The organism is Actinomadura physcomitrii (assembly GCF_008923205.2).
Taxonomy (GTDB): Bacteria; Actinomycetota; Actinomycetes; order Streptosporangiales; family Streptosporangiaceae; genus Spirillospora; species Spirillospora physcomitrii.
Genome location: NZ_WBMS02000014.1, coordinates 195,120 through 212,266 on the forward strand (window position 1 = coordinate 195,120; position 17,147 = coordinate 212,266).

Below are 17,147 nucleotides of genomic sequence, written 5' to 3' on the forward strand. Positions count from 1 at the left end.
AGGCAGAGCCGCATGGCCGACTTCGTCGGCGCCCTCGACCAGGGCACCACCAGCACCCGGTTCATGATCTTCGATCACGGCGGCGACGAGGTCGCCCGCCACCAGCTCGAGCACGAGCAGATCCTGCCGCGCGCGGGCTGGGTCGAGCACAACCCCACCGAGATCTGGGAGCGCACCCGCGCGGTCGTCCAGACGACGCTGAACAAGGCGAACCTGCACCACGACGACCTGGCCGCGTTCGGGATCACCAACCAGCGCGAGACGACGCTGGTGTGGAACCGCCGCACCGGCCGTCCGTACTACAACGCGATCGTCTGGCAGGACACCCGCACCGACCGCATCGCCTCCGCGCTCGAGCGCGACGGCCGCGGCAAGACGATCCGGCACCGCGCGGGGCTGCCGCCCGCGACGTACTTCTCCGCCGGCAAGGTCCAGTGGATCCTGGAGAACGTCGACGGGGTGCGGGAGGCCGCGGAGAGCGGCGACGCCGTCTTCGGCAACATGGACACCTGGGTGCTGTGGAACCTCACCGGCGGGACGGACGGCGGCGTGCACGTCACCGACGTCACCAACGCCAGCCGCACCATGCTGATGGACCTGGAGACCCTCGACTGGGACGACGAGCTGCTGTCGTTCTTCGGCATCCCGCGCTCGATGCTGCCCGAGATCAGGCCGTCGTCGGCGCCCGACCCGTACGGGGTGACCCGCGCGGACGGCCCGCTCGGCGGGGAGGTGCCGCTCACCGGCATCCTCGGCGACCAGCAGGCCGCGACGGTCGGGCAGGTGTGCTTCTCGCCCGGCGAGGCCAAGAACACCTACGGCACCGGCAACTTCCTGCTGCTCAACACCGGTGAGGAGCTCGTCCGGTCCAAGGCGGGGATGCTCACGACGGTCTGCTACAAGTTCGGCGACCACCCGCAGGTGTACGCGCTGGAGGGCTCGATCGCGGTGACGGGGTCGGCGGTGCAGTGGCTGCGCGACCAGCTCGGCATCATCGCCGGCGCCGCGCAGAGCGAGAACCTGGCCCGGCAGGTCGAGGACAACGGCGGCGTGTACTTCGTGCCCGCGTTCTCCGGCCTGTTCGCCCCCTACTGGCGGTCGGACGCGCGCGGCGCGATCGTCGGGCTGTCGCGGTTCAACACCAACGCGCACCTGGCCCGCGCGACCCTGGAGTCGATCTGCTACCAGTCCAAGGACGTCGTCGAGGCGATGCGCGAGGACTCCGGTGTCTCGCTGGACGTGCTGAAGGTGGACGGCGGCGTGACGGCGAACGAGCTGTGCATGCAGATGCAGGCCGACATCCTCGGCGTCCCGGTGTCGCGGCCGGTGGTCGCCGAGACCACCGCGCTCGGCGCCGCGTACGCCGCCGGCCTCGCCGTCGGGTTCTGGAACACCACCGACGAGCTGCGCCAGAACTGGAACGAGGACAAGCGCTGGCTGCCCACCTGGGACGACGAGCAGCGCGACAAGGGCTACGCCGGCTGGAAGAAGGCGGTCGAGCGCACCTACGGCTGGGTGGAGGTCGACTGACCGAACTGCGCGGTGATCTCCTCGATCGTCCGCAGGATCGCGACGGTCTCGTCCAGCGGCATCAGCGGCGACTCGGTGAGGCCGGCGCGCAGGCAGCGCGCCACCTCCTCCGCCTGGTAGGTGTAGCCGTGCCCGTCGATGCCGGCGGTGAGGACCTCGGGGTCGCCGCCGGTCCGCACGACCGTCATCGACGCGGGGCGGTAGAACGGGGACGCGACGTCGACGCGGCCCCGTGTCCCGATGACGGTCGCGGTGTGCGGCGAGTCGCCGAGCAGGCCGCAGTGCAGCAGCGCCACCGCGCCCGATTCGTAGCCGAGCAGGACGCCGGTGTTGGCGTCCACGCCGGTCGGCGCGGGCGACGCGGTGGCCTGCACGGACGCGGGCGGGCCGAGCAGCGGCCAGGTGAACGACAGCGGGTAGCAGCCGAGGTCGAGCAGCGCGCCGCCGCCCAGTTCCGGTGACCACAGCCGGTGCTCGGGGTCGTAGGCGGCGGTGATGGAGAAGTCGGCGTACACGGCCGTGACGTCGCCGATCGCGCCCTCGGCGACCAGGTCGCGGAGCCGCCGGACGAGCGGGTTGAACCGCGTCCACATCGCCTCCATCGCGAACACGCCGCGCTCGCGGGCGAGCGCGGCGAGCTTCTCGGCGTCGGAGGCGCTCGTGGTGAACGGCTTCTCCACGAGCACGGCCCGTCCCGCCTCGATGCACTGCCGCGCGGGCTCGTAGTGCAGGGGATGGGGCGTGGCGACGTACACGACGTCGACGCCGTCGTCGGCGGCGAGCCCGGCGTAGGAGCCGTGCGCCCGGGGGACGCCGTACCGTTCCGCGAACGCGGCGGCGGTGCCGTGCGAGCGCGAGCCGACGGCGGCCACCTCGTGGCCGGGGAGGCGCAGCACGTCCTCGGTGAACACCGAGGCGATGCCGCCCGTCCCGAGGATGCCCCAGCGCAGCGGTGAGTCGGTCATGCGCCGATCGTACGGGGTGGCGGTCCTTCCCCCGGCGGCGGAGATGATCTAGCCTCCCCGGTACGCTCTGTCACTCTATATTTACATTCCGTGTTCACTTGAGGGGATCCGTATGAACCGACGATTCGCCGGAGCCGCAACCGCCTCGGTCGTCCTCGCGAGCGCCGCGACCGTCCTCCCGGCCGCTCCGGCGGGCGCCGCCGGGACACCGGCCGCGGCCCGCGGCCGCGGCGAGGTCGACTTCACCGGCATCGTCGCGCTCAGCAACTGCTCCGGCTCCCTGGTGCGCGGGCCGCGCTCGCGCGACTCCGACAAGGCGCTCGTGCTGACCAACGGCCACTGCCTCGAGACCGGGATGCCGGAACCCGGGCAGGTCATCGTCGACCGGCCCTCCGCCCGGACGTTCACGCTCCTCGGCCGGACGGGCCGCACGACCCTCGGCACCCTGAAGGCCGCGAGGGTCGAGTACGCGACGATGACCGACACCGACGTCACGGTGTACCGCCTGGACGAGAGCTATGCGGCGATCCGCGAACGGTACGGCGTTCCCGCGCTGCCGCTGTCGACGGCGCGGCCCCAGGACGGCACCGAGATCCGGATCGTGTCGGGCTACTGGAGGACCGTCTACGGCTGCAGGACGGACGCGACCGTCCACCGGCTGAGGGAGGCCGGCTGGACGTGGAAGGACTCCATCCGGTACGCGCCGCGGTGCCGGGCCGTTCACGGGACGTCCGGGTCGCCCGTCATCGACGCCGTGACCCACCGCGTCGTCGCCGTCAACAGCACCGGCAACGACGACGGCGAGCGCTGCACGCTGAACAATCCGTGCGAGGTCGACCGGAACGGCCGCCTCACCGTGCGGCCCGGCGCCCACTACGCCCAGCAGACCTACCTGCTCGCGCGGTGCCTCGGCGAGGGCGGCGAGGTGGTGCTGGGCGGGTCCTGCGCGCTGCCGCGCCCCTGACCGGGTTCAGCCCTCCGCGAGCAGCCCGACCTGCTCGGCGATCTGCGTCTGCGTCTTGTTGCCGAAGAAGCGCAGCAGCAGGATCGTCCGCTCGCGCTCGGGCAGCTCGTCGATCAGCGGCCGGAGCCGGTCATCGGACCGCGGGGGGCTGGACGAAAGCGCCGACGTCATGGGGGTTCGGTCTCCTTCGCGGGCTGCCGGCGATGGGCGGGGTCGCTGATCGCTGCGCCTCCCGTACCCGGGGAACCGCCCCTCACACCGGATCGCGCCTCCGGCGGCGGCCCGCCGCACGGGCGACGTTCGTCGAGTCGCGCGGCGCGCGGACGGGCGCCCGGCGCGCTCGCGGTGATCGGTAGACTGTGCCCGCGCCTCGGGGGAGAGGCGCCACGGCGGTGGGGCCCGCCGTCCCCGGGACGGGGGAGAACCGCGGTGAAGTCCGCCGACGGTCCCTACCGGTGACCGAGGTTTCCGCTGGTAGGAGTGTGCCGTGCCCGATGCCGTGACGGGACGCCCCGTCGATCCCGACATCGATCTCAGCGTGCCGCGCCAGCGGTTCGAGCTGCGCCGCGCGCCCTGGACGACGCTCGGCGCGATCGCGGCGGGCGGGATGCTCGGGGCGCTCGCCCGCCACGGGCTCACCGAGGCGATGCCGTACCGCCCGGGGGAGTTCCCGTGGCCGGTCTTCCTGATCAACGTGTCGGGCTGCCTGGTGATCGGGGCGCTGATGGTGCTGATCACCGAGGCGCGGCGGGTGCACCGGCTCGTCCGGCCGTTCCTCGGCGTCGGGGTGCTCGGCGGCTACACCACCTTCTCCACCCACATCGTCGACTTCCAGAAGGCGCTGTCGGCCGGGGCTCCCGGAACGGGACTGCTGTACCTCGGGGGGACGCTCGCCGCCGCGCTCGCCGCGGTGTTCGCGGGCGTCCGGCTGGCCCGCCTCGCCGTCCGCGCGCGTCCCGGGGCGCGGTCATGAGCATCCGGGTCCGGCGGGAAGAACGACCCGGGGAACCGCCGGCCCCCGTCCCCGCGGGCCGCGCCATGGAAGGGGAGGCGTGACGGTCCTGCTCATCGCGCTGGGCGCGGCACTCGGCGCGCCGCTGCGCTACCTCACCGACCGGGCCGTGCAGGCCCGGCACGACTCGCTGTTCCCGTGGGGGACGTTCACCGTCAACGTGGCGGGGTCCGCGCTGCTGGGGTTCCTCGCGGCGCTGCCCGCGTCCGGTGGGCCGATGGCGTTCGCCGGGACGGGGCTCTGCGGCGCGCTGACGACCTACTCCACGTTCGGTTACGAGACGCTGCGGCTGGCCGAGGACGGCGCCCGCTTCTACGCCGTCCTCAACGCGGCCGCGAGCGTCGCCGGCGGGCTCGGCGCCGCGTACTGCGGGATGGCGCTCGCGCAGGCGTTCACGGGCTGACGCCGCGCACCGCGCAGTACCGCACAGCACCGCTTCGCTGGCGGAACGTGGCGCGGCCCAGGCTCGCTGACCAAGGGACCTTGCAGAACCCGGCCGGCGAGTGGGCCGCGATGAGACTCTTCCCAGCCGCCCCTTTCGGTAAACCGGCAGGTGTCTCAACTGTCACGGCGCATGGACGCGCGGTTGCCGGGTAGCAGGCACCAGCGTGCCGCCCAGGGAGAGGATCGACGGCGTGCGGGCACTGGTGACCGGATGGCCGAGCTTCCTGCACGGCGAGGCCACCGCGGGGGACGTCCTGGCGATGGAGGCCGTCCGGCGGGCGCTCGACGGCGCCGGGATCGGCTGCGACCTGGCCTGGAGCCCCGTCTTCCGCCCGGGCGGCCTCGACCTCGCCGCCGCGGACCCGGCGCGCTACACCCACCTGGTGTTCGCCTGCGGGCCGCTGCACGGCGCGCAGGTCGAGGACCTGCACCACCGGTACGCGCGCTGCCGGCGCGTCGCGGTCGGCGTCTCGGTCATCGACCCCGGCGACCCCGCCGTCACCGGCTTCGACGCCGTCCTGCCGAGGGACGCGCCGGGGACGGCGGCGCGGCACGACCTGGCGGCGCTGCCGGAGACCCGGCGGGTGCCCGTCGCCGGCGTCGTCCTCGCCCCCGGCCAGCGCGAGTACGGCGCGCGCCGCCGCCATGAGCGGATCGAGGCCGAGCTCACGGCCTGGCTCGCCGGTCTCGACTGCGCGCGGCTGCCCCTCGACACCCGGCTCGACCCGCGCGACTGGCGGCTGTTCGCCACGGCCGCCGAACTGGAGTCCGCGCTGCGCCGCCTCGACGTGGTCGTCACGACGCGCCTGCACGGGCTCGTCCTCGCGCTGAAGAACGGCGTCCCGGCCCTGGCCGTCGACCCGGTGGCCGGCGGCGCGAAGGTCGCCGCGCAGGCCCGCGCCTGGTCGTGGCCCGCGCTGGTCACCGCGGGGGAGCGGGACGCGCCGCCGCTGCTGGACCCGGCGGAGCTCGACCGGTGGTGGCGGTGGTGCCTGGCGCCCGGGGGCGCGGGCCGCACCCCCGCCCAGCCCCCCTCCGCCGGCCTCCTCACCGACCTCCTGGCCGCCCTCCGCGCCTGAGCCCGCGCGTGCGCACGCCTAGGCGGGACGGGCGATGAGCAGCTCGCGGGAGAACCACTCGATGGTGGAGCGCAGCCCCTCCTCGATGCCGAAGCGGGGGCGCCAGCCGAGCACCTCCTCGGCGAGCGCGGTGTCCGGCCGCCGCACCTTCGGGTCGTCCCGCGGCCGGTCGACGAACCGGATCCGCGACGGCGACCCGGTCAGCTCCACGACCACCCGGGCGAGGTCGCCCATCGAGATCTCGTAGGGGCTGCCGATGTTGACCGGCCCCGGATGCTCCGCCATCGCGAGCGCGATGATGCCGCGGACGGTGTCGCGGACGTGGCAGATCGACCGGGTCTGCGAGCCGTCGCCCGTCACGGTGAGGTCCTCGCCGGTGAGCGCCTGCCGCAGGAACGTCGGGACCGCCCGGCCGTCGTCGGGGCGCATCCGCGGCCCGTAGCTGTTGAAGATCCGCACGATCCCGCTGTCCAGGCCGCGGGAGAGCCGGAACGCCGACGTCAGCGCCTCCCCGAACCGCTTGGCCTCGTCGTAGACGCTGCGCGGGCCGACCGGGTTGACGTTCCCCCAGTACGTCTCCGGCTGCGGGTGCACCAGCGGGTCCCCGTACACCTCCGACGTGGACGCCAGCACGAACCGGGCGCCCTTCTCCTCGGCGAGCTCCAGCGCGTTGCGGGTGCCCTGGCTGCCGACCTCCAGCGTCTGGATCGGGTACCGCAGGTAGTCCGCGGGGGACGCCGACGACGCCAGGTGGAACACGTAGCCGACGTCGCCGGGCACGTGCACCGGCTCGGTGAGGTCGCGCCTCAGGAACCGGAAATCGCGCCGGCCGGCGAGGTGCGCGATGTTGCGGGACGTGCCGGTCAGCAGGTTGTCCAGGCAGACCACCGAGATGTCCTGGGCCAGCAGCGCCTCGCACAGGTGCGAGCCGAGGAAGCCGGACCCTCCGGTCACGACGGCGCGGGCATGCCTCATGGTTCCTCCTAAGCGTGTAGCGTGAGCGCCTTCCCGGCGGCCTCGACGGCCTGGTCCGCGGAGATCTCCAGCAGGCCCGGGTGGGGTTCGCCGCCGTGCGGGTCGCCGGACCGCCCCGCCCACAGCACCCGGTGCTCGGCCCGGTCGGGCGGCCCCCACCGGGCGGGGGGCGTCGGCCCGAACAGCAGCACCGACGGCGTGCGGAAGGCGGTCGCGAGGTGCGCGACGCCGGTGTCGCCGCAGACCACCAGCCGGGCGCCGGCGACGAGCGCGGCCAGCTGCGGCAGGTGGGTGCGGCCGGCGAGGTCGTCCCGCGGGTCCAGGCCCGCGAGCTCCACGACGCCGTGCGCGAGCGCCCCCTCGCCCGGGCCGCCGGTGACGACGACCCGCTCGCCGCCGGCGCGCAGCGCCGCCGCGACCGCCGCGAACCGCTCCGCCGGCCAGCGCCGCGCCGGGAACGCGGCGCCCGGATGGACGACGACGGCGCCGGGCGCGGGCGAGGGGACCGCCGGCGCAGCCAGGTCCAGGTCGTCGGGGTCGGCGTCGAACCCGTAGGCGCGCACCAGCCGGCACCAGCGCGCCACCTCGTGCTCGCCCGGATCCCAGTCGGGCCCGTCGGTGTGCAGCGCGCCGGTGTGCGCGAACGCCAGCAGCCGGCCGGGCCGCAGCGCCGCCAGCACCCGGTGGCTCCGCGGGCCGCGGCCGTGCAGGTTGACGGCCGCGCCCACCGGCCCCGCGGACGGCAGCGGGCCGAGCCCGGAGTCCGCCGGCAGGACGTCGTCGACCGCGCCCGTCGCCAGCGCCAGCGGCGCCAGCGCGGGCGGCGCGGCGAGCGTGATCCGCGCGCCGGGCATGCCGCGCCGCAGCGCCCGCAGCGCGGGCACCGCGGTGAGCAGGTCGCCCAGCCCGAGCGCCCGCAGCACCAGCGCGCGGCGGGCGGCCGTCACGGCCACGAGGGCTCCTTCGACGGGCAGACGACCATCTCGCGCACCTCGCAGCCGGGCGGCTGCCGCAGCGCGAAGGCGATCGCGGCGGCGACGTCCTCCGGCCGGTTCAGCTGGGCGTCCGGCCCCGGCCTGTACCGCTCGGTGCGGTCGTCGAAGAACGCGGTGTCCATCCCGCCCGGCACGATCATCGTGACGGCGACCTTCCCGGCCGTCTCCGCGGCCAGCGCGCGCGTGAACCCGACGACGCCGAACTTGGACGCGCAGTACGCGGTGGCGTCGCTCAGCGCCCGCAGGCCGAGCGTCGAGGCGACCGTGACGACCCGCCCCATCGGCTCGTTCTCCAGGTAGGGGAGCGCGGCTCGGATCACCGCGGCCGTGCCGAGCAGGTTCACCTGCACGACCCGCTCCCAGTCCTCGGCCGGCACGTCGCACAGCGTGCCGCAGGCGTCGGTGCCGGCGGCGGTGACGACCGCGTTCAGGCCGCCCGCCGCGCGCGCCAGCCCGTGCACGGCCCGCTCGGCGCAGCGCCGGTCCGCCAGGTCCGCCTGCATGTGCTCGAAGTCGTCCTTCGGGGGGTGCCGGTCGAGGACGAGGGGCCGTCCCCCGTCCTCGGCGACCTTGCGCGCGACGGCCGCGCCGAGTCCGGAGGCCCCGCCGGTGATGAGGACGTTCATGACGCGTTTCCCTTCGAGGTCGGTCGGGCGTTCGTGGTGGACAGCAGGCGCGTGGTGGAGCGCCCTTCCAGCAGGGGCAGCAGGACCACCTCTCCGTTGTGCGCCCGGACCGTCTCGGCCTCGGGCAGGATCGTCCCGGCGTAGTCGGCGCCCTTGACCCAGACGTCGGGGCGCAGCCGCTCCAGCAGCGGCGCCGGGGTGTCGTCGTCGAACACGACCGCGGCGTCCACGTCGCTGAGCGCCTCCAGCACCCGGACGCGGTCCGCGGCGGGCGTCACCGGGCGGGTCGGGCCCTTGCGGCGCCGCACCGAGGCGTCGGAGTTCACGCAGACGATCAGGCAGTCGCCGAGCCTCCGGGCCTGCTGCAGCATGTGGACGTGCCCGGCGTGCAGCAGGTCGAAGCAGCCGCCGGTCGCCACGACCGTGCCGCCCGCCCGCCGCGTCCGCTCGACGACGTCCCAGGCGTCCTCCCCGCGCTCGGGGACGAGCCGGGCCGTGCCGGACTCGGCGAGCTGCGCCGCGACGGCCGCCGCCGCGCCCGCCCGGACGTAGTCCGACGCGCGCCGCACGCCCGCGGTGACGGCGCCGGTGAGCGACGCCCCGTCCGCGAGCGCCTCCACCGTACCGGCGGCGAATCTGTCGCCCGCGCCGCAGGCGTCGCCGCGGGCCGGGTCGGCGGGCGCCAGGAACGGCGCCTCCGACCCGTCGCACAGCAGCGCGCCCTCCGACCCGAGCGTGATCGCGACGCCCTCGATGCCCCACGACCGGCCGAGGTGCCGGCCGCGGCGGCCCGCCGCCGACAGCCCGAACCCGGTGATGTCGGCGCCGTCCGCGGCCGCCAGCCGCGCGGCCTCCTCCTCGTTCGGGGTGAGCAGCCGCGTCCCCGGCACCGGCGCCTCGCCGCGCGGATGCGGGTCCCACACCACCGGGACGCCGCGCGGCAGCGCGGCGAGCAGCGACCGGACGGCGCGGTGCCGGGTCACCCCGCGCCCGTAGTCGGAGACCAGCACCGCGCCGGCCCCCGCGATCGCGTCGGTGACGCGCGGGCCGACGGGCCCGTCGAGGGCCCGCCCCTCCCCGGCGTCCAGGCGCGCCACCGACTGGTCTCCCGACCGGATGCGCAGCTTGCAGGGGGTGCCGCCGTGCAGGTGGAACGCGGCGACCTCCATGTGCCGCTCCAGCATGGCGCGCAGCCGCCGCCCCGGCTCGTCGTCGGCGAGCGCGGTGACCAGCACGACCTCGCGGCCGCCGGCCGCCGCCAGCAGCGCGGCCAGCCCGGCGCCGCCGGGCCGGGCGTGCTCCTCCGCCTGCTCGACGACCGGGACGGGCGCGTCCGGGCACAGCCGGCTGCTCGTGCCGACGATGTCGACGTCGAGCAGCACGTCGCCCACCACCACCAGCGGTGCGCTCATCTCGCCTCCTCGCTCCGCACGCTCCGATCAGCCATGGGCCACGCCCAAGGCGTCGTCGACCACCCCGCAGAGCAGGTGCACCGCGGCGAGGTGGATCTCCTGGACGGTCGATGTCGCACCGGCCCGCACGGTGACCGCGTCGTGGCAGGCGTCGGCGAGCGGGTTCGGGCCGGGTCCGGTCACCGCCCACGCCGTCATGCCGAGCTCGCGCGCCCGGTCCGCCGCGGCGATCACGTTGCGGCTGCGGCCGCTGGTCGACAGGCACACCAGCACGTCGCCGGGGCGGCCGTGCGCCTGCACCTGCCGGGCGAACACGTGCGCGGCGCCGTAGTCGTTGCCGATCGCCGTGACAGAGGAGGTGTCGCCGTGCAGCGGGATCGCCGACAGCGGCCGGCGCTCGTCCTCGAACCGGCCGACGAGCTCGGCGGTCAGATGCTGGGCCTCGGCGGCGCTGCCGCCGTTCCCGCAGGCGAGCAGCCGCCCGCCGGCGCGCAGCACGCCCGCGAGCCGGCGGCCCCACGCCTCGATGGTGGGGACCTGCGCGCGGAACTCCAGCGCCGCCTCCGCGAGCGCCTCCAGCCGCCGGTCCTGCGCGGTGGCGGTGCGCGTCCGCGCGATCCGCTGCGTGGTGGCCGTCATCAGGCGGCCACCCCGCTCGGCGCCGCGGCGCGCGCGTAGACGCCGGCCGTGTCGGCGGCGACCCGCGTCCAGGAGTAGCGCTCGCGGGCGCGGTCGCCCGCCGCGAACCCCATCGCGGCGCGGCCCGCCGGATCGTCCAGCAGCGCCCGGATCGCGGCGGCCGCCGCCCGCGGGTCGCGCGGCGGGACCAGCACGCCGGTGGCGCCGTCCGCGACGGTGTCCAGATGGCCGCCGACGGCGCTCGCCACGACCGGGACGCCGCACGCCATCGCCTCCAGCGGGACCATCCCGAACGGCTCGTACCAGGGCAGCGTCACCACCAGGCTCGCCGACCGCAGCAGCGGCGGCACCTGCTCGCGGCCGAGCCGGCCGAGGAACTCCACCCGCCCCGCGACGCCCGCCTCCGCCGCGACGCGCCGCAGCCGCCGCACCTCGGCGTCGCCGTCCAGGTCGCCGCGCGGCGGCCCGCCGGCGACGGCCAGCTCGGCGTCCGGCAGGTGCGCCAGCGCCCGGATCGCGGTGTCCACGCCCTTGCGCTCGACGAGCCGCGACAGCACGACGAGCCGGCGCCGCTCCCGGCCGTCCGAGCGGTGCCCGTCCGGGGTGAACAGCCCGAGGTCGACACCGCACGGCACCACCGAGATCCGCTCCCGCGGCACCTGCATCGCGGTCAGCTCGACGACCTCGTCGGCGCAGGTGGCGATGACCGCCTCGGCGGACAGGCCGATCGCGCGCTCCAGCTCCAGGCGCGCCGGGGGGCTGGTGTCCCTGCCGCCCTGGTGGTGCCGCTTCACGGTGCCGAGCGCGTGGTAGGTCTGCACCACCGGGACGCGCCGCGCCAGGGCCGGCGCGGACGCCTGCAGCGCGGCGAGCCCGCTCATCCAGAAGTGCGCGTGTGCCACGTCCGGAGGCTCGGCTGCCCAGCGCTGCTCGAGGTAGAGCCCGAAGTCGCGCATCCACGGCAGCAGGTCGTCCTTGGCGATGCGCTCGGCCGGCCCCGCCGGGACGTGCTCGACGGTCACGCCGGGCGCGAGGCGCACCCGGCGCGGCAGGGCGGGCGCGTCCCGCCGCGTGTACACGGTGACGTAGTGGCCCTGGCGGCCGAGCTCGGACGCCAGTTCCGCGACGAACACGTTCTGGCCGCCGCCGTCCGCTCCGCCCAGCCCGGCCCTGGCGGCCAGCGGGCTGGCGTGCTCGGAGATCATGGCAATCCTCATCGCGTTACCTCCGTGAGAGTTCGCTCCCAGTCGCGCAGGAACCGCGGCAGGCCGTAGCGTTCGACGGCGTACGCGCGCGCCTCCTTGCCCATCTGGCGGGCGCGCGGCGGGTCGGCGGCCAGGGCCCGCGCGGCGTCGGCGAGCGCGCCGACCCGCGTGGACAGCACCCCGGCCTCCGGCGGCACCGCCTCGACCGCCTCGGTGGTGGCGAGCGCCACCACGGGCAGGCCGAGCATCATGGCCTCGATCAGAGCGAGGCCGAGCGAGGTCCACCGGTAGGGGTGGACGTAGACGCGGCGGCGGGCGAGCTCCTCGTGCATCCGCGCCTGCGGCAGGTCCTCGAACGTCCACAGCGACTCGGGCGCGATGCCGAGCGCCTCCGGGACGCCGCCGACGTTCATGCCGAACAGGTCCAGCGGGACGGCGCGCGCCAGCTCGGCGAGCAGGTCGGTCCCGGCGACGCGGCCGCGCCGCAGCGGGTCGTTGATGACGACGCCGGCGCGCGGCATGTCGCCGGTGCAGCGGTGGCCGGGGTCGACGACCCCGTGCTCGATGACCGTGGTCGGGGCCCGGCCGCAGTTCCAGAACAGCCGGTTGAAGTGGGTGACGTGCACGACGGGGATGTCGTCGCGGTCGTGCAGGAAGTGGCGGCTGTCGGGGACGACCTCCTCGGGCAGGCTCGCGTCCGCCGGGGTGCGCCGGGGGGTGTCGTGCTCGACGTAGACGGCGGGGACGTCGCGTCCGGGCCGGCGGCCGAGCCATCGCTCGGCGAGCTCCAGCTCGCGGGGGCGCTGCAGGACGACGACGTCGACGTCCTCGTGCCGCAGCCGCTCGGGCGCGACCTCGACGGCGCGGTCGGGCCAGGTGAAGGTGCCGGGGCGCCCCCTGCCGTCGGGGCCCCTGTCCGGGGTGACGGGGACGAGCGTGGTCTGCGGCCCGTGCACGAACGACGTGGCCCACGAGCCGTGGACGTGCCAGAGCAGGACTCTCATCGGGCGGGCGCCTCCTCCGGGGGCGCGCCGCGCGGGTCCGCGGCGACGACCTCGACGGCCGCGGCGACCTCGTCGGCGCCGACCGACGCCAGGCACGGATGCCCGTCCACCGGGCACACGCGGGCGCGGGTGTCCTTGCACGGCGCGCCCTGGTCGCCGAGCAGCGCCATCGGCACGCCGAACGGCGCCCACCGGGCGGCGGGCACGGTGGGCGCGAACAGCGATACGACGGGGGTTCCGACGGCGGCGGCGAGATGGGCGGGGCCGGTGTTGCCGGCGACGACGGCGCGGGCGCCGCGCAGCACCGACGCGAGTTCCGGCAGGGCGGTGCGGCCGCCGAGGTCGAGGCCGTCCTCCCCGGCGACGAGCGCGGTGAGCTCCTTCTCCTCGCCGTGCCCGGTCACCACGACCCGGTGGCCGGCGGCGCGCAGCAGCCGGACGGCCTCGGCGCACCGCTCCGGCGGCCAGGCCCGCGCCGGGACGGACGTCCCCGGATGCACCACCACGTAGCCGACGCCGCCGGTGAGGTGGTCGGTGTCGGGCAGCGGCTCGCGCACCCGCAGCCGGGTGTCGGCGGGCGCCGGGAACCCGGCGTCCTCGGCGAGGGCCAGCATCCGCAGCGGTTCGGGCACATCGCCTTCGGGACGGTGCCGCAGGTCCAGCAGGGAACCGGGGTAGTCCTCGCTGATGCCGCCGATCCACGGGGTGCCGGCGAGCCGCAGCAGCAGCGCGAGCGGCAGCGGCGACTGGTGGAACGAGGTGAGGATGAGCGCCCGGTCGAAGCCCGCCAGCGCCTCGACGGCCCTGTCGATGTCGGCCCGGTCGACCGGGTCCGGCTCCGGGTCGATCCAGGGCGCGCGCCACTCGATGACCTCGTCCACGCCGGGCAGCAGGTCGGCGGCGGCGCGGCCGCGCGGCCCGCACAGCAGCGCGACCTCATCGGCCGCCGCCGCGACCGCCCGGACGGCGGGCCCGGCGAGCAGCACGTCGCCGAGGTTGTCCTGGCGTGCCAGCAGCACCCTCATCGCGTCCGCCTTCCGAGGACCAGTTCGACGGCGGCGCGCAGGTCCGGCGCCGTCTCCAGCGCCCGCGCGATCTCCGCGGGCCGGGTGCGGACGGTCGGCACGAGGATGCCCCGGGCGCCGGCCGCCGCCGCGGCCTCGATGTCGCGGCCGATGTCGCCGATGACGGCGCAGTCGGACGGCAGCGCGCCGAGCCGGCGCACGGCGCGCTCGATCATCCCGGGCCGCGGCTTGCGGCACTCGCAGCCGTCGTCGCCGTCGTGGGGGCAGAACTCCCACACGTCGATGCGGCCGAGCAGCTCCTCGACCCGCGCGTTGACGCGCCGGACGTCGCCGGCGGTGATGCGCCCCTTCGCGACGCCCGACTGGTTGGACACCACGCCGATCCGCACGCCGTGCCGGCGGAGCCGGTCCAGGGCGCGCCGCGCGCCCGGCATCGGCTCGACCAGCGCGGGGTCGCCGTTGTACGGGACGTCGCGGATGAGGGTGTCGTCGCGGTCGAACAGCACGACCCACGGCCCGGCCCACGGCCGTGCGTCGCGGTGCGCCAGCAGCCCCCTGATCCGGTGCCCGACGGCGGCGGGCGGGATGACCGCGCTGGTGACCGCCATCTTCAGCACCTCGCCGGGCGTCCGGGGTCCGGGGCGGATCCGCTCGACCGCGAACCGGGCGGTGCAGAGCGCCCACCCGCCGGCGGCCAGCGCGGCGGCGGCCGTCCCGGCGCGGCTTCCTCGCAGCGCGGCGGGCGCGGCGGCGAGGGCGGCGAGCCCGGCCGCGGCCGTCAGGACGTGCCGGCGCAGCAGGCCCCTGCCCTCGCCGGCGCGGGCCCGCCAGCCGGGGCCGTGGACCCGCCACATCAGGACGTCGTCGGCGTTGCCGGCCTGGGCGCGGACCGAGGCCCAGAACCCGGCCGCGCGCACCGGATGCGTCACGTGCCGCTCGCCCCGCACCAGGTCGTGCCCGGCCGCCAGGGCGCGCAGCGCGAGGTCGGCGTCCTCGCGGTAGGCGCGGCGGAACCGCTCGTCGAAACCGCCCAGCTCGGCGAGGACGCCGCGGCGGTACGCCATGTCGGCGGTGATCCAGTCGGCGCGGGCGAGCCCGGCGGTGTTCCGCTCCCAGTCGGTGGGGCGGCGGCCGTCCGGCATCGGGACGGAGACGCGGCCCTGCGAGCCCGCGGCCTTCGGCGGCAGCCCGGCGAGGTCGGCGGCGAGCCGCCGCGTCCAGTCGGGATCCGGGACGACGTCGTCGTCCAGGAAGGCGACCCATTCGGTGGCGGCGGCGCGCCAGCCGGCGTTGCGCGCGGCGGCCGGGCCGCGCCCGCCGGAGCGGATCACCCGGATCCGCCGCCCGCCGGAGTCCGGCAGCGGCAGCGGAGCGCCGTGCGCGGGCCGGTCGTCCACCACGATGATCTCGTGCGGCGCGGGCTCCGGGCCGCCGGCGATCGAGTCGAGCAGCGCAGCGAGGACGGTCCGCAGGCTCGGGCGGCCGATCGTCGGGACGACGACGGTGCAGCTCATCGGGCGTGCACCTCCCGGCGGCGGACGACGAACGGGCCGATCGCCAGCAGGTCCACGGGTGCGGAGCCGAAGCACTCCAGCGCGTCGCGCGGGTCGTCCACCATGGGCCGCCCCGCGGTGTTGAGGCTGGTGTTGACGACGACCGGCAGGCCGGTGCGCAGCCGGAACTCCTCCAGCAGCCGCGCGACGAGCGGCTCGTGGCCGCGGGCGACGGTCTGGACCCGGGCGGTGCCGTCCACGTGGACGACGGCGGGGATCCGCTCCCGCCACTCCGCGCGGACGTCGTGGACGAACAGCATGTACGGGCTCGGGATCGGGCCGTCGAAGATCTCGGCGGCGTGCTCCAGCGCGACCATCGGGGCGATGGGCCGGAACTGCTCGCGGCCCTTCACGTCGTTGAGCCGCTCGACGTTGGCGGCGTGGCCGGGATGGGCGAGCAGCGACCGGTGCCCGAGCGCGCGCGGGCCGAACTCCGAGCGGCCTTGGAACCAGGCGACGATCTCGTTGCGGGCAAGCGCCTCGGCGACCGCAGCCGCGACGTCGGCCGGACGCTCGTAGGGGACCTTGGCGGTGTCGAGGCAGCGCGCGATCGACGCGTCGTCCCACTGGCGGCCGAGGTCGGCGCCCGGCATCGCGGTGACGGTGTCGCCGCCGTCCTGCGCCACATGCAGGGCCGCCCCGAGCGCGGTGCCCGCGTCGCCCGCGGCGGGCTGCACCCAGATGTCGTCGTAGGGCCCGTCCGCGGCGAGCCGCGAGTTCGCCACGCAGTTCAGCGCTACGCCGCCGGCGAGCATCAGCCGCCGCGAGCCGGTCCGCCCGTGCAGCCACGACGCCAGGTCGAGCAGCACCTCCTCCAGCCGCGCCTGGACGCTCGCGGCGAGGTCGGCGTGGTCGCGGGTCCACTCGCCCTCGGCCGGGCGTGCCTTGGCGAGCGCGCCCCAGTCGATCGGGGCGACCGCGAAGCCGCCGTCGCCGGTGGCCCGCACGTGCTCGCGCAGCTCGTCCAGGAAGCGCGGCTCGCCGTAGGACGCCAGCGCCATCACCTTGTACTCGTCGCTGGAGCGCAGGAAGCCGAGGTGGTCGGTGAGGTCCTCGTACATCAGGCCGAGCGAGTGCGGCAGCCGCTGCGCGTGCAGCGGGGTCAGCTCGCCGCCGGCGTAGGTACCGGCGAGGTGCGAGTGCGACTCGCCGCGGCCGTCCAGCACGAGGACGTCGCCGTCGCAGGGCCGCGGCGCGGCCAGGGCGGCGGACGCGGCGTGCGCCACATGGTGCGGGACGTACCGGACGATCCCCGGGTCGAGGCCGGGCAGGGCGGCGGCGAGGAAGTTCGGGGCGCGGCGCGCGTACAGGGTCCGCAGCCGCTCCCACTGCTCGTCGTGGCCGTCCAGGCCGGGTTCGACCAGGCCGGGATCGTAGGAGTAGGCGACGGCGTCCAGGTCGCCGGGCTCGAGCCCGGCGCGCTCCAGGCACCAGCGGGCCGCCCGCTCCGGTGGTTCCCAGGCGGAGAAGGCGACCGGCCGCTTGCCGTGCTTGCGGCGGCTGAAGCGTTCCTCCTCCGCCGCGCCCACGACCGTCCCGTCCACCACGAGGACGGCGGCCGGGTCGTGGAAGATCGCGTTGATTCCGAGCACGCGCATGGATGAGCCCCGTTTCGGCGCAGCGTTCGGTGGAGTGGCGATGCCGTCCGTCGTGGGCATCGGCCCGGGGATCTTCAGAAGGGAGCGAATCCCCTAAAGGTGATTTCGTGCATTACCGGGA

17 protein-coding genes are annotated in these 17,147 nt (G+C 76.0%); 5 read left to right on the forward strand and 12 right to left on the reverse strand.

From position 1 onward, the window contains the following. Positions 1-12 precede the first annotated feature (12 nt). Positions 13-1,530 carry a glycerol kinase GlpK gene (glpK, locus tag F8568_RS19775; protein ID WP_151595041.1) on the forward strand — a complete coding sequence of 506 codons (1,518 nt, stop codon included), beginning with the start codon at positions 13-15 and terminating at the stop codon, positions 1,528-1,530. Here the strand turns inward: glpK and F8568_RS19780 are convergent. Next, positions 1,506-2,495, reverse strand: a complete 990-nt coding sequence (locus tag F8568_RS19780; RefSeq protein WP_151595042.1) for a Gfo/Idh/MocA family protein — start codon at positions 2,493-2,495, stop codon at positions 1,506-1,508. The two genes, glpK and F8568_RS19780, sit on opposite strands and share 25 nt — an antisense overlap. 112 nt (positions 2,496-2,607) lie before the next feature. On the opposite strand from F8568_RS19780, the gene F8568_RS19785 reads away from it, so the two are divergent. Continuing rightward, the gene (locus F8568_RS19785; RefSeq protein WP_151595043.1) at positions 2,608-3,459 is read left to right on the forward strand and encodes a S1 family peptidase; all 852 of its coding nucleotides are present in this window, start codon (positions 2,608-2,610) and stop codon (positions 3,457-3,459) included. Positions 3,460-3,465: 6 nt separating this feature from the next. On the opposite strand, the gene F8568_RS48340 is transcribed toward F8568_RS19785, so the two are convergent. After that, positions 3,466-3,630, reverse strand: a complete 165-nt coding sequence (locus tag F8568_RS48340; protein ID WP_328600959.1) for a sigma factor-like helix-turn-helix DNA-binding protein — start codon at positions 3,628-3,630, stop codon at positions 3,466-3,468. Positions 3,631-3,946: 316 nt separating this feature from the next. On the opposite strand from F8568_RS48340, the gene F8568_RS19795 reads away from it, so the two are divergent. The 3 genes from F8568_RS19795 (at position 3,947) to F8568_RS19805 (ending at position 5,994) form a co-directional block, all read left to right on the forward strand. Continuing rightward, the gene (locus tag F8568_RS19795) at positions 3,947-4,432 is read left to right on the forward strand and encodes a fluoride efflux transporter FluC (RefSeq protein WP_328600960.1); all 486 of its coding nucleotides are present in this window, start codon (positions 3,947-3,949) and stop codon (positions 4,430-4,432) included. 79 nt (positions 4,433-4,511) lie between these two features. Then, entirely contained in the window at positions 4,512-4,874 is a 363-nt protein-coding gene (locus F8568_RS19800) for a fluoride efflux transporter FluC (RefSeq protein ID WP_151595044.1), read from the forward strand. A 232-nt stretch (positions 4,875-5,106) separates the two neighbouring features. Beyond that, on the forward strand, positions 5,107-5,994 hold the full coding sequence (locus F8568_RS19805; RefSeq protein ID WP_151595045.1) for a polysaccharide pyruvyl transferase family protein: 888 nt from the start codon (positions 5,107-5,109) through the stop codon (positions 5,992-5,994). Between the two features lie 18 nt (positions 5,995-6,012). On the opposite strand, the gene F8568_RS19810 is transcribed toward F8568_RS19805, so the two are convergent. From F8568_RS19810 to F8568_RS19855, 10 genes are read right to left on the reverse strand one after another with little or no spacing between them, the layout of a single operon-like run. Then, positions 6,013-6,969: an NAD-dependent epimerase/dehydratase family protein gene (locus F8568_RS19810; RefSeq protein ID WP_151595046.1), complete on the reverse strand. Its 957-nt coding sequence runs from the start codon at positions 6,967-6,969 to the stop codon at positions 6,013-6,015. 8 nt (positions 6,970-6,977) lie between these two features. Next, positions 6,978-7,922, reverse strand: a complete 945-nt coding sequence (locus F8568_RS19815; protein ID WP_328600961.1) for a glycosyltransferase family 9 protein — start codon at positions 7,920-7,922, stop codon at positions 6,978-6,980. Then, on the reverse strand, positions 7,913-8,590 hold the full coding sequence (locus tag F8568_RS19820; RefSeq protein ID WP_151595047.1) for an SDR family oxidoreductase: 678 nt from the start codon (positions 8,588-8,590) through the stop codon (positions 7,913-7,915). Before F8568_RS19820 ends, F8568_RS19815 begins: the two co-directional genes overlap by 10 nt. Continuing rightward, positions 8,587-10,002, reverse strand: a complete 1,416-nt coding sequence (locus F8568_RS19825) for a PfkB family carbohydrate kinase (protein WP_151595048.1) — start codon at positions 10,000-10,002, stop codon at positions 8,587-8,589. The genes F8568_RS19820 and F8568_RS19825 overlap by 4 nt, the downstream gene beginning before the upstream one ends. Positions 10,003-10,029: 27 nt before the next feature. Further along, on the reverse strand, positions 10,030-10,641 hold the full coding sequence (locus F8568_RS19830) for a D-sedoheptulose-7-phosphate isomerase (RefSeq protein WP_151595049.1): 612 nt from the start codon (positions 10,639-10,641) through the stop codon (positions 10,030-10,032). Next, positions 10,641-11,858 (reverse strand): glycosyltransferase, encoded by a 1,218-nt coding sequence (locus F8568_RS19835; RefSeq protein ID WP_151595050.1) that lies wholly within the window; start codon positions 11,856-11,858, stop codon positions 10,641-10,643. Before F8568_RS19835 ends, F8568_RS19830 begins: the two co-directional genes overlap by 1 nt. After that, positions 11,855-12,850 (reverse strand): glycosyltransferase, encoded by a 996-nt coding sequence (locus F8568_RS19840; RefSeq protein ID WP_151595051.1) that lies wholly within the window; start codon positions 12,848-12,850, stop codon positions 11,855-11,857. The genes F8568_RS19835 and F8568_RS19840 overlap by 4 nt, the downstream gene beginning before the upstream one ends. Continuing rightward, positions 12,847-13,875: a glycosyltransferase family 9 protein gene (locus tag F8568_RS19845; RefSeq protein WP_151595052.1), complete on the reverse strand. Its 1,029-nt coding sequence runs from the start codon at positions 13,873-13,875 to the stop codon at positions 12,847-12,849. Before F8568_RS19845 ends, F8568_RS19840 begins: the two co-directional genes overlap by 4 nt. Next, positions 13,872-15,389 (reverse strand): HAD-IIIA family hydrolase, encoded by a 1,518-nt coding sequence (locus F8568_RS19850; protein ID WP_151595053.1) that lies wholly within the window; start codon positions 15,387-15,389, stop codon positions 13,872-13,874. The genes F8568_RS19845 and F8568_RS19850 overlap by 4 nt, the downstream gene beginning before the upstream one ends. After that, positions 15,386-17,026 carry a carbamoyltransferase family protein gene (locus F8568_RS19855; protein WP_151595054.1) on the reverse strand — a complete coding sequence of 547 codons (1,641 nt, stop codon included), beginning with the start codon at positions 17,024-17,026 and terminating at the stop codon, positions 15,386-15,388. The genes F8568_RS19850 and F8568_RS19855 overlap by 4 nt, the downstream gene beginning before the upstream one ends. Between the last annotated feature and the right edge of the window lie 121 nt (positions 17,027-17,147).

What these genes read in the sequence shown, in the direction of transcription:
- glpK (WP_151595041.1), top strand. Translation starts at nt 13, where the DNA reads ATGGCCGACTTCGTCGGCGCCCTCGACCAGGGCACCACCAGCACCCGG.
- F8568_RS19780 (WP_151595042.1), bottom strand. Translation starts at nt 2,495, where the DNA reads ATGACCGACTCACCGCTGCGCTGGGGCATCCTCGGGACGGGCGGCATC.
- F8568_RS19785 (WP_151595043.1), top strand. Translation starts at nt 2,608, where the DNA reads ATGAACCGACGATTCGCCGGAGCCGCAACCGCCTCGGTCGTCCTCGCG.
- F8568_RS48340 (WP_328600959.1), bottom strand. Translation starts at nt 3,630, where the DNA reads ATGACGTCGGCGCTTTCGTCCAGCCCCCCGCGGTCCGATGACCGGCTC.
- F8568_RS19810 (WP_151595046.1), bottom strand. Translation starts at nt 6,969, where the DNA reads ATGAGGCATGCCCGCGCCGTCGTGACCGGAGGGTCCGGCTTCCTCGGC.
- F8568_RS19820 (WP_151595047.1), bottom strand. Translation starts at nt 8,590, where the DNA reads ATGAACGTCCTCATCACCGGCGGGGCCTCCGGACTCGGCGCGGCCGTC.
- F8568_RS19825 (WP_151595048.1), bottom strand. Translation starts at nt 10,002, where the DNA reads ATGAGCGCACCGCTGGTGGTGGTGGGCGACGTGCTGCTCGACGTCGAC.
- F8568_RS19830 (WP_151595049.1), bottom strand. Translation starts at nt 10,641, where the DNA reads ATGACGGCCACCACGCAGCGGATCGCGCGGACGCGCACCGCCACCGCG.
- F8568_RS19835 (WP_151595050.1), bottom strand. Translation starts at nt 11,858, where the DNA reads ATGAGGATTGCCATGATCTCCGAGCACGCCAGCCCGCTGGCCGCCAGG.
- F8568_RS19840 (WP_151595051.1), bottom strand. Translation starts at nt 12,850, where the DNA reads ATGAGAGTCCTGCTCTGGCACGTCCACGGCTCGTGGGCCACGTCGTTC.
- F8568_RS19845 (WP_151595052.1), bottom strand. Translation starts at nt 13,875, where the DNA reads ATGAGGGTGCTGCTGGCACGCCAGGACAACCTCGGCGACGTGCTGCTC.
- F8568_RS19850 (WP_151595053.1), bottom strand. Translation starts at nt 15,389, where the DNA reads ATGAGCTGCACCGTCGTCGTCCCGACGATCGGCCGCCCGAGCCTGCGG.
- F8568_RS19855 (WP_151595054.1), bottom strand. Translation starts at nt 17,026, where the DNA reads ATGCGCGTGCTCGGAATCAACGCGATCTTCCACGACCCGGCCGCCGTC.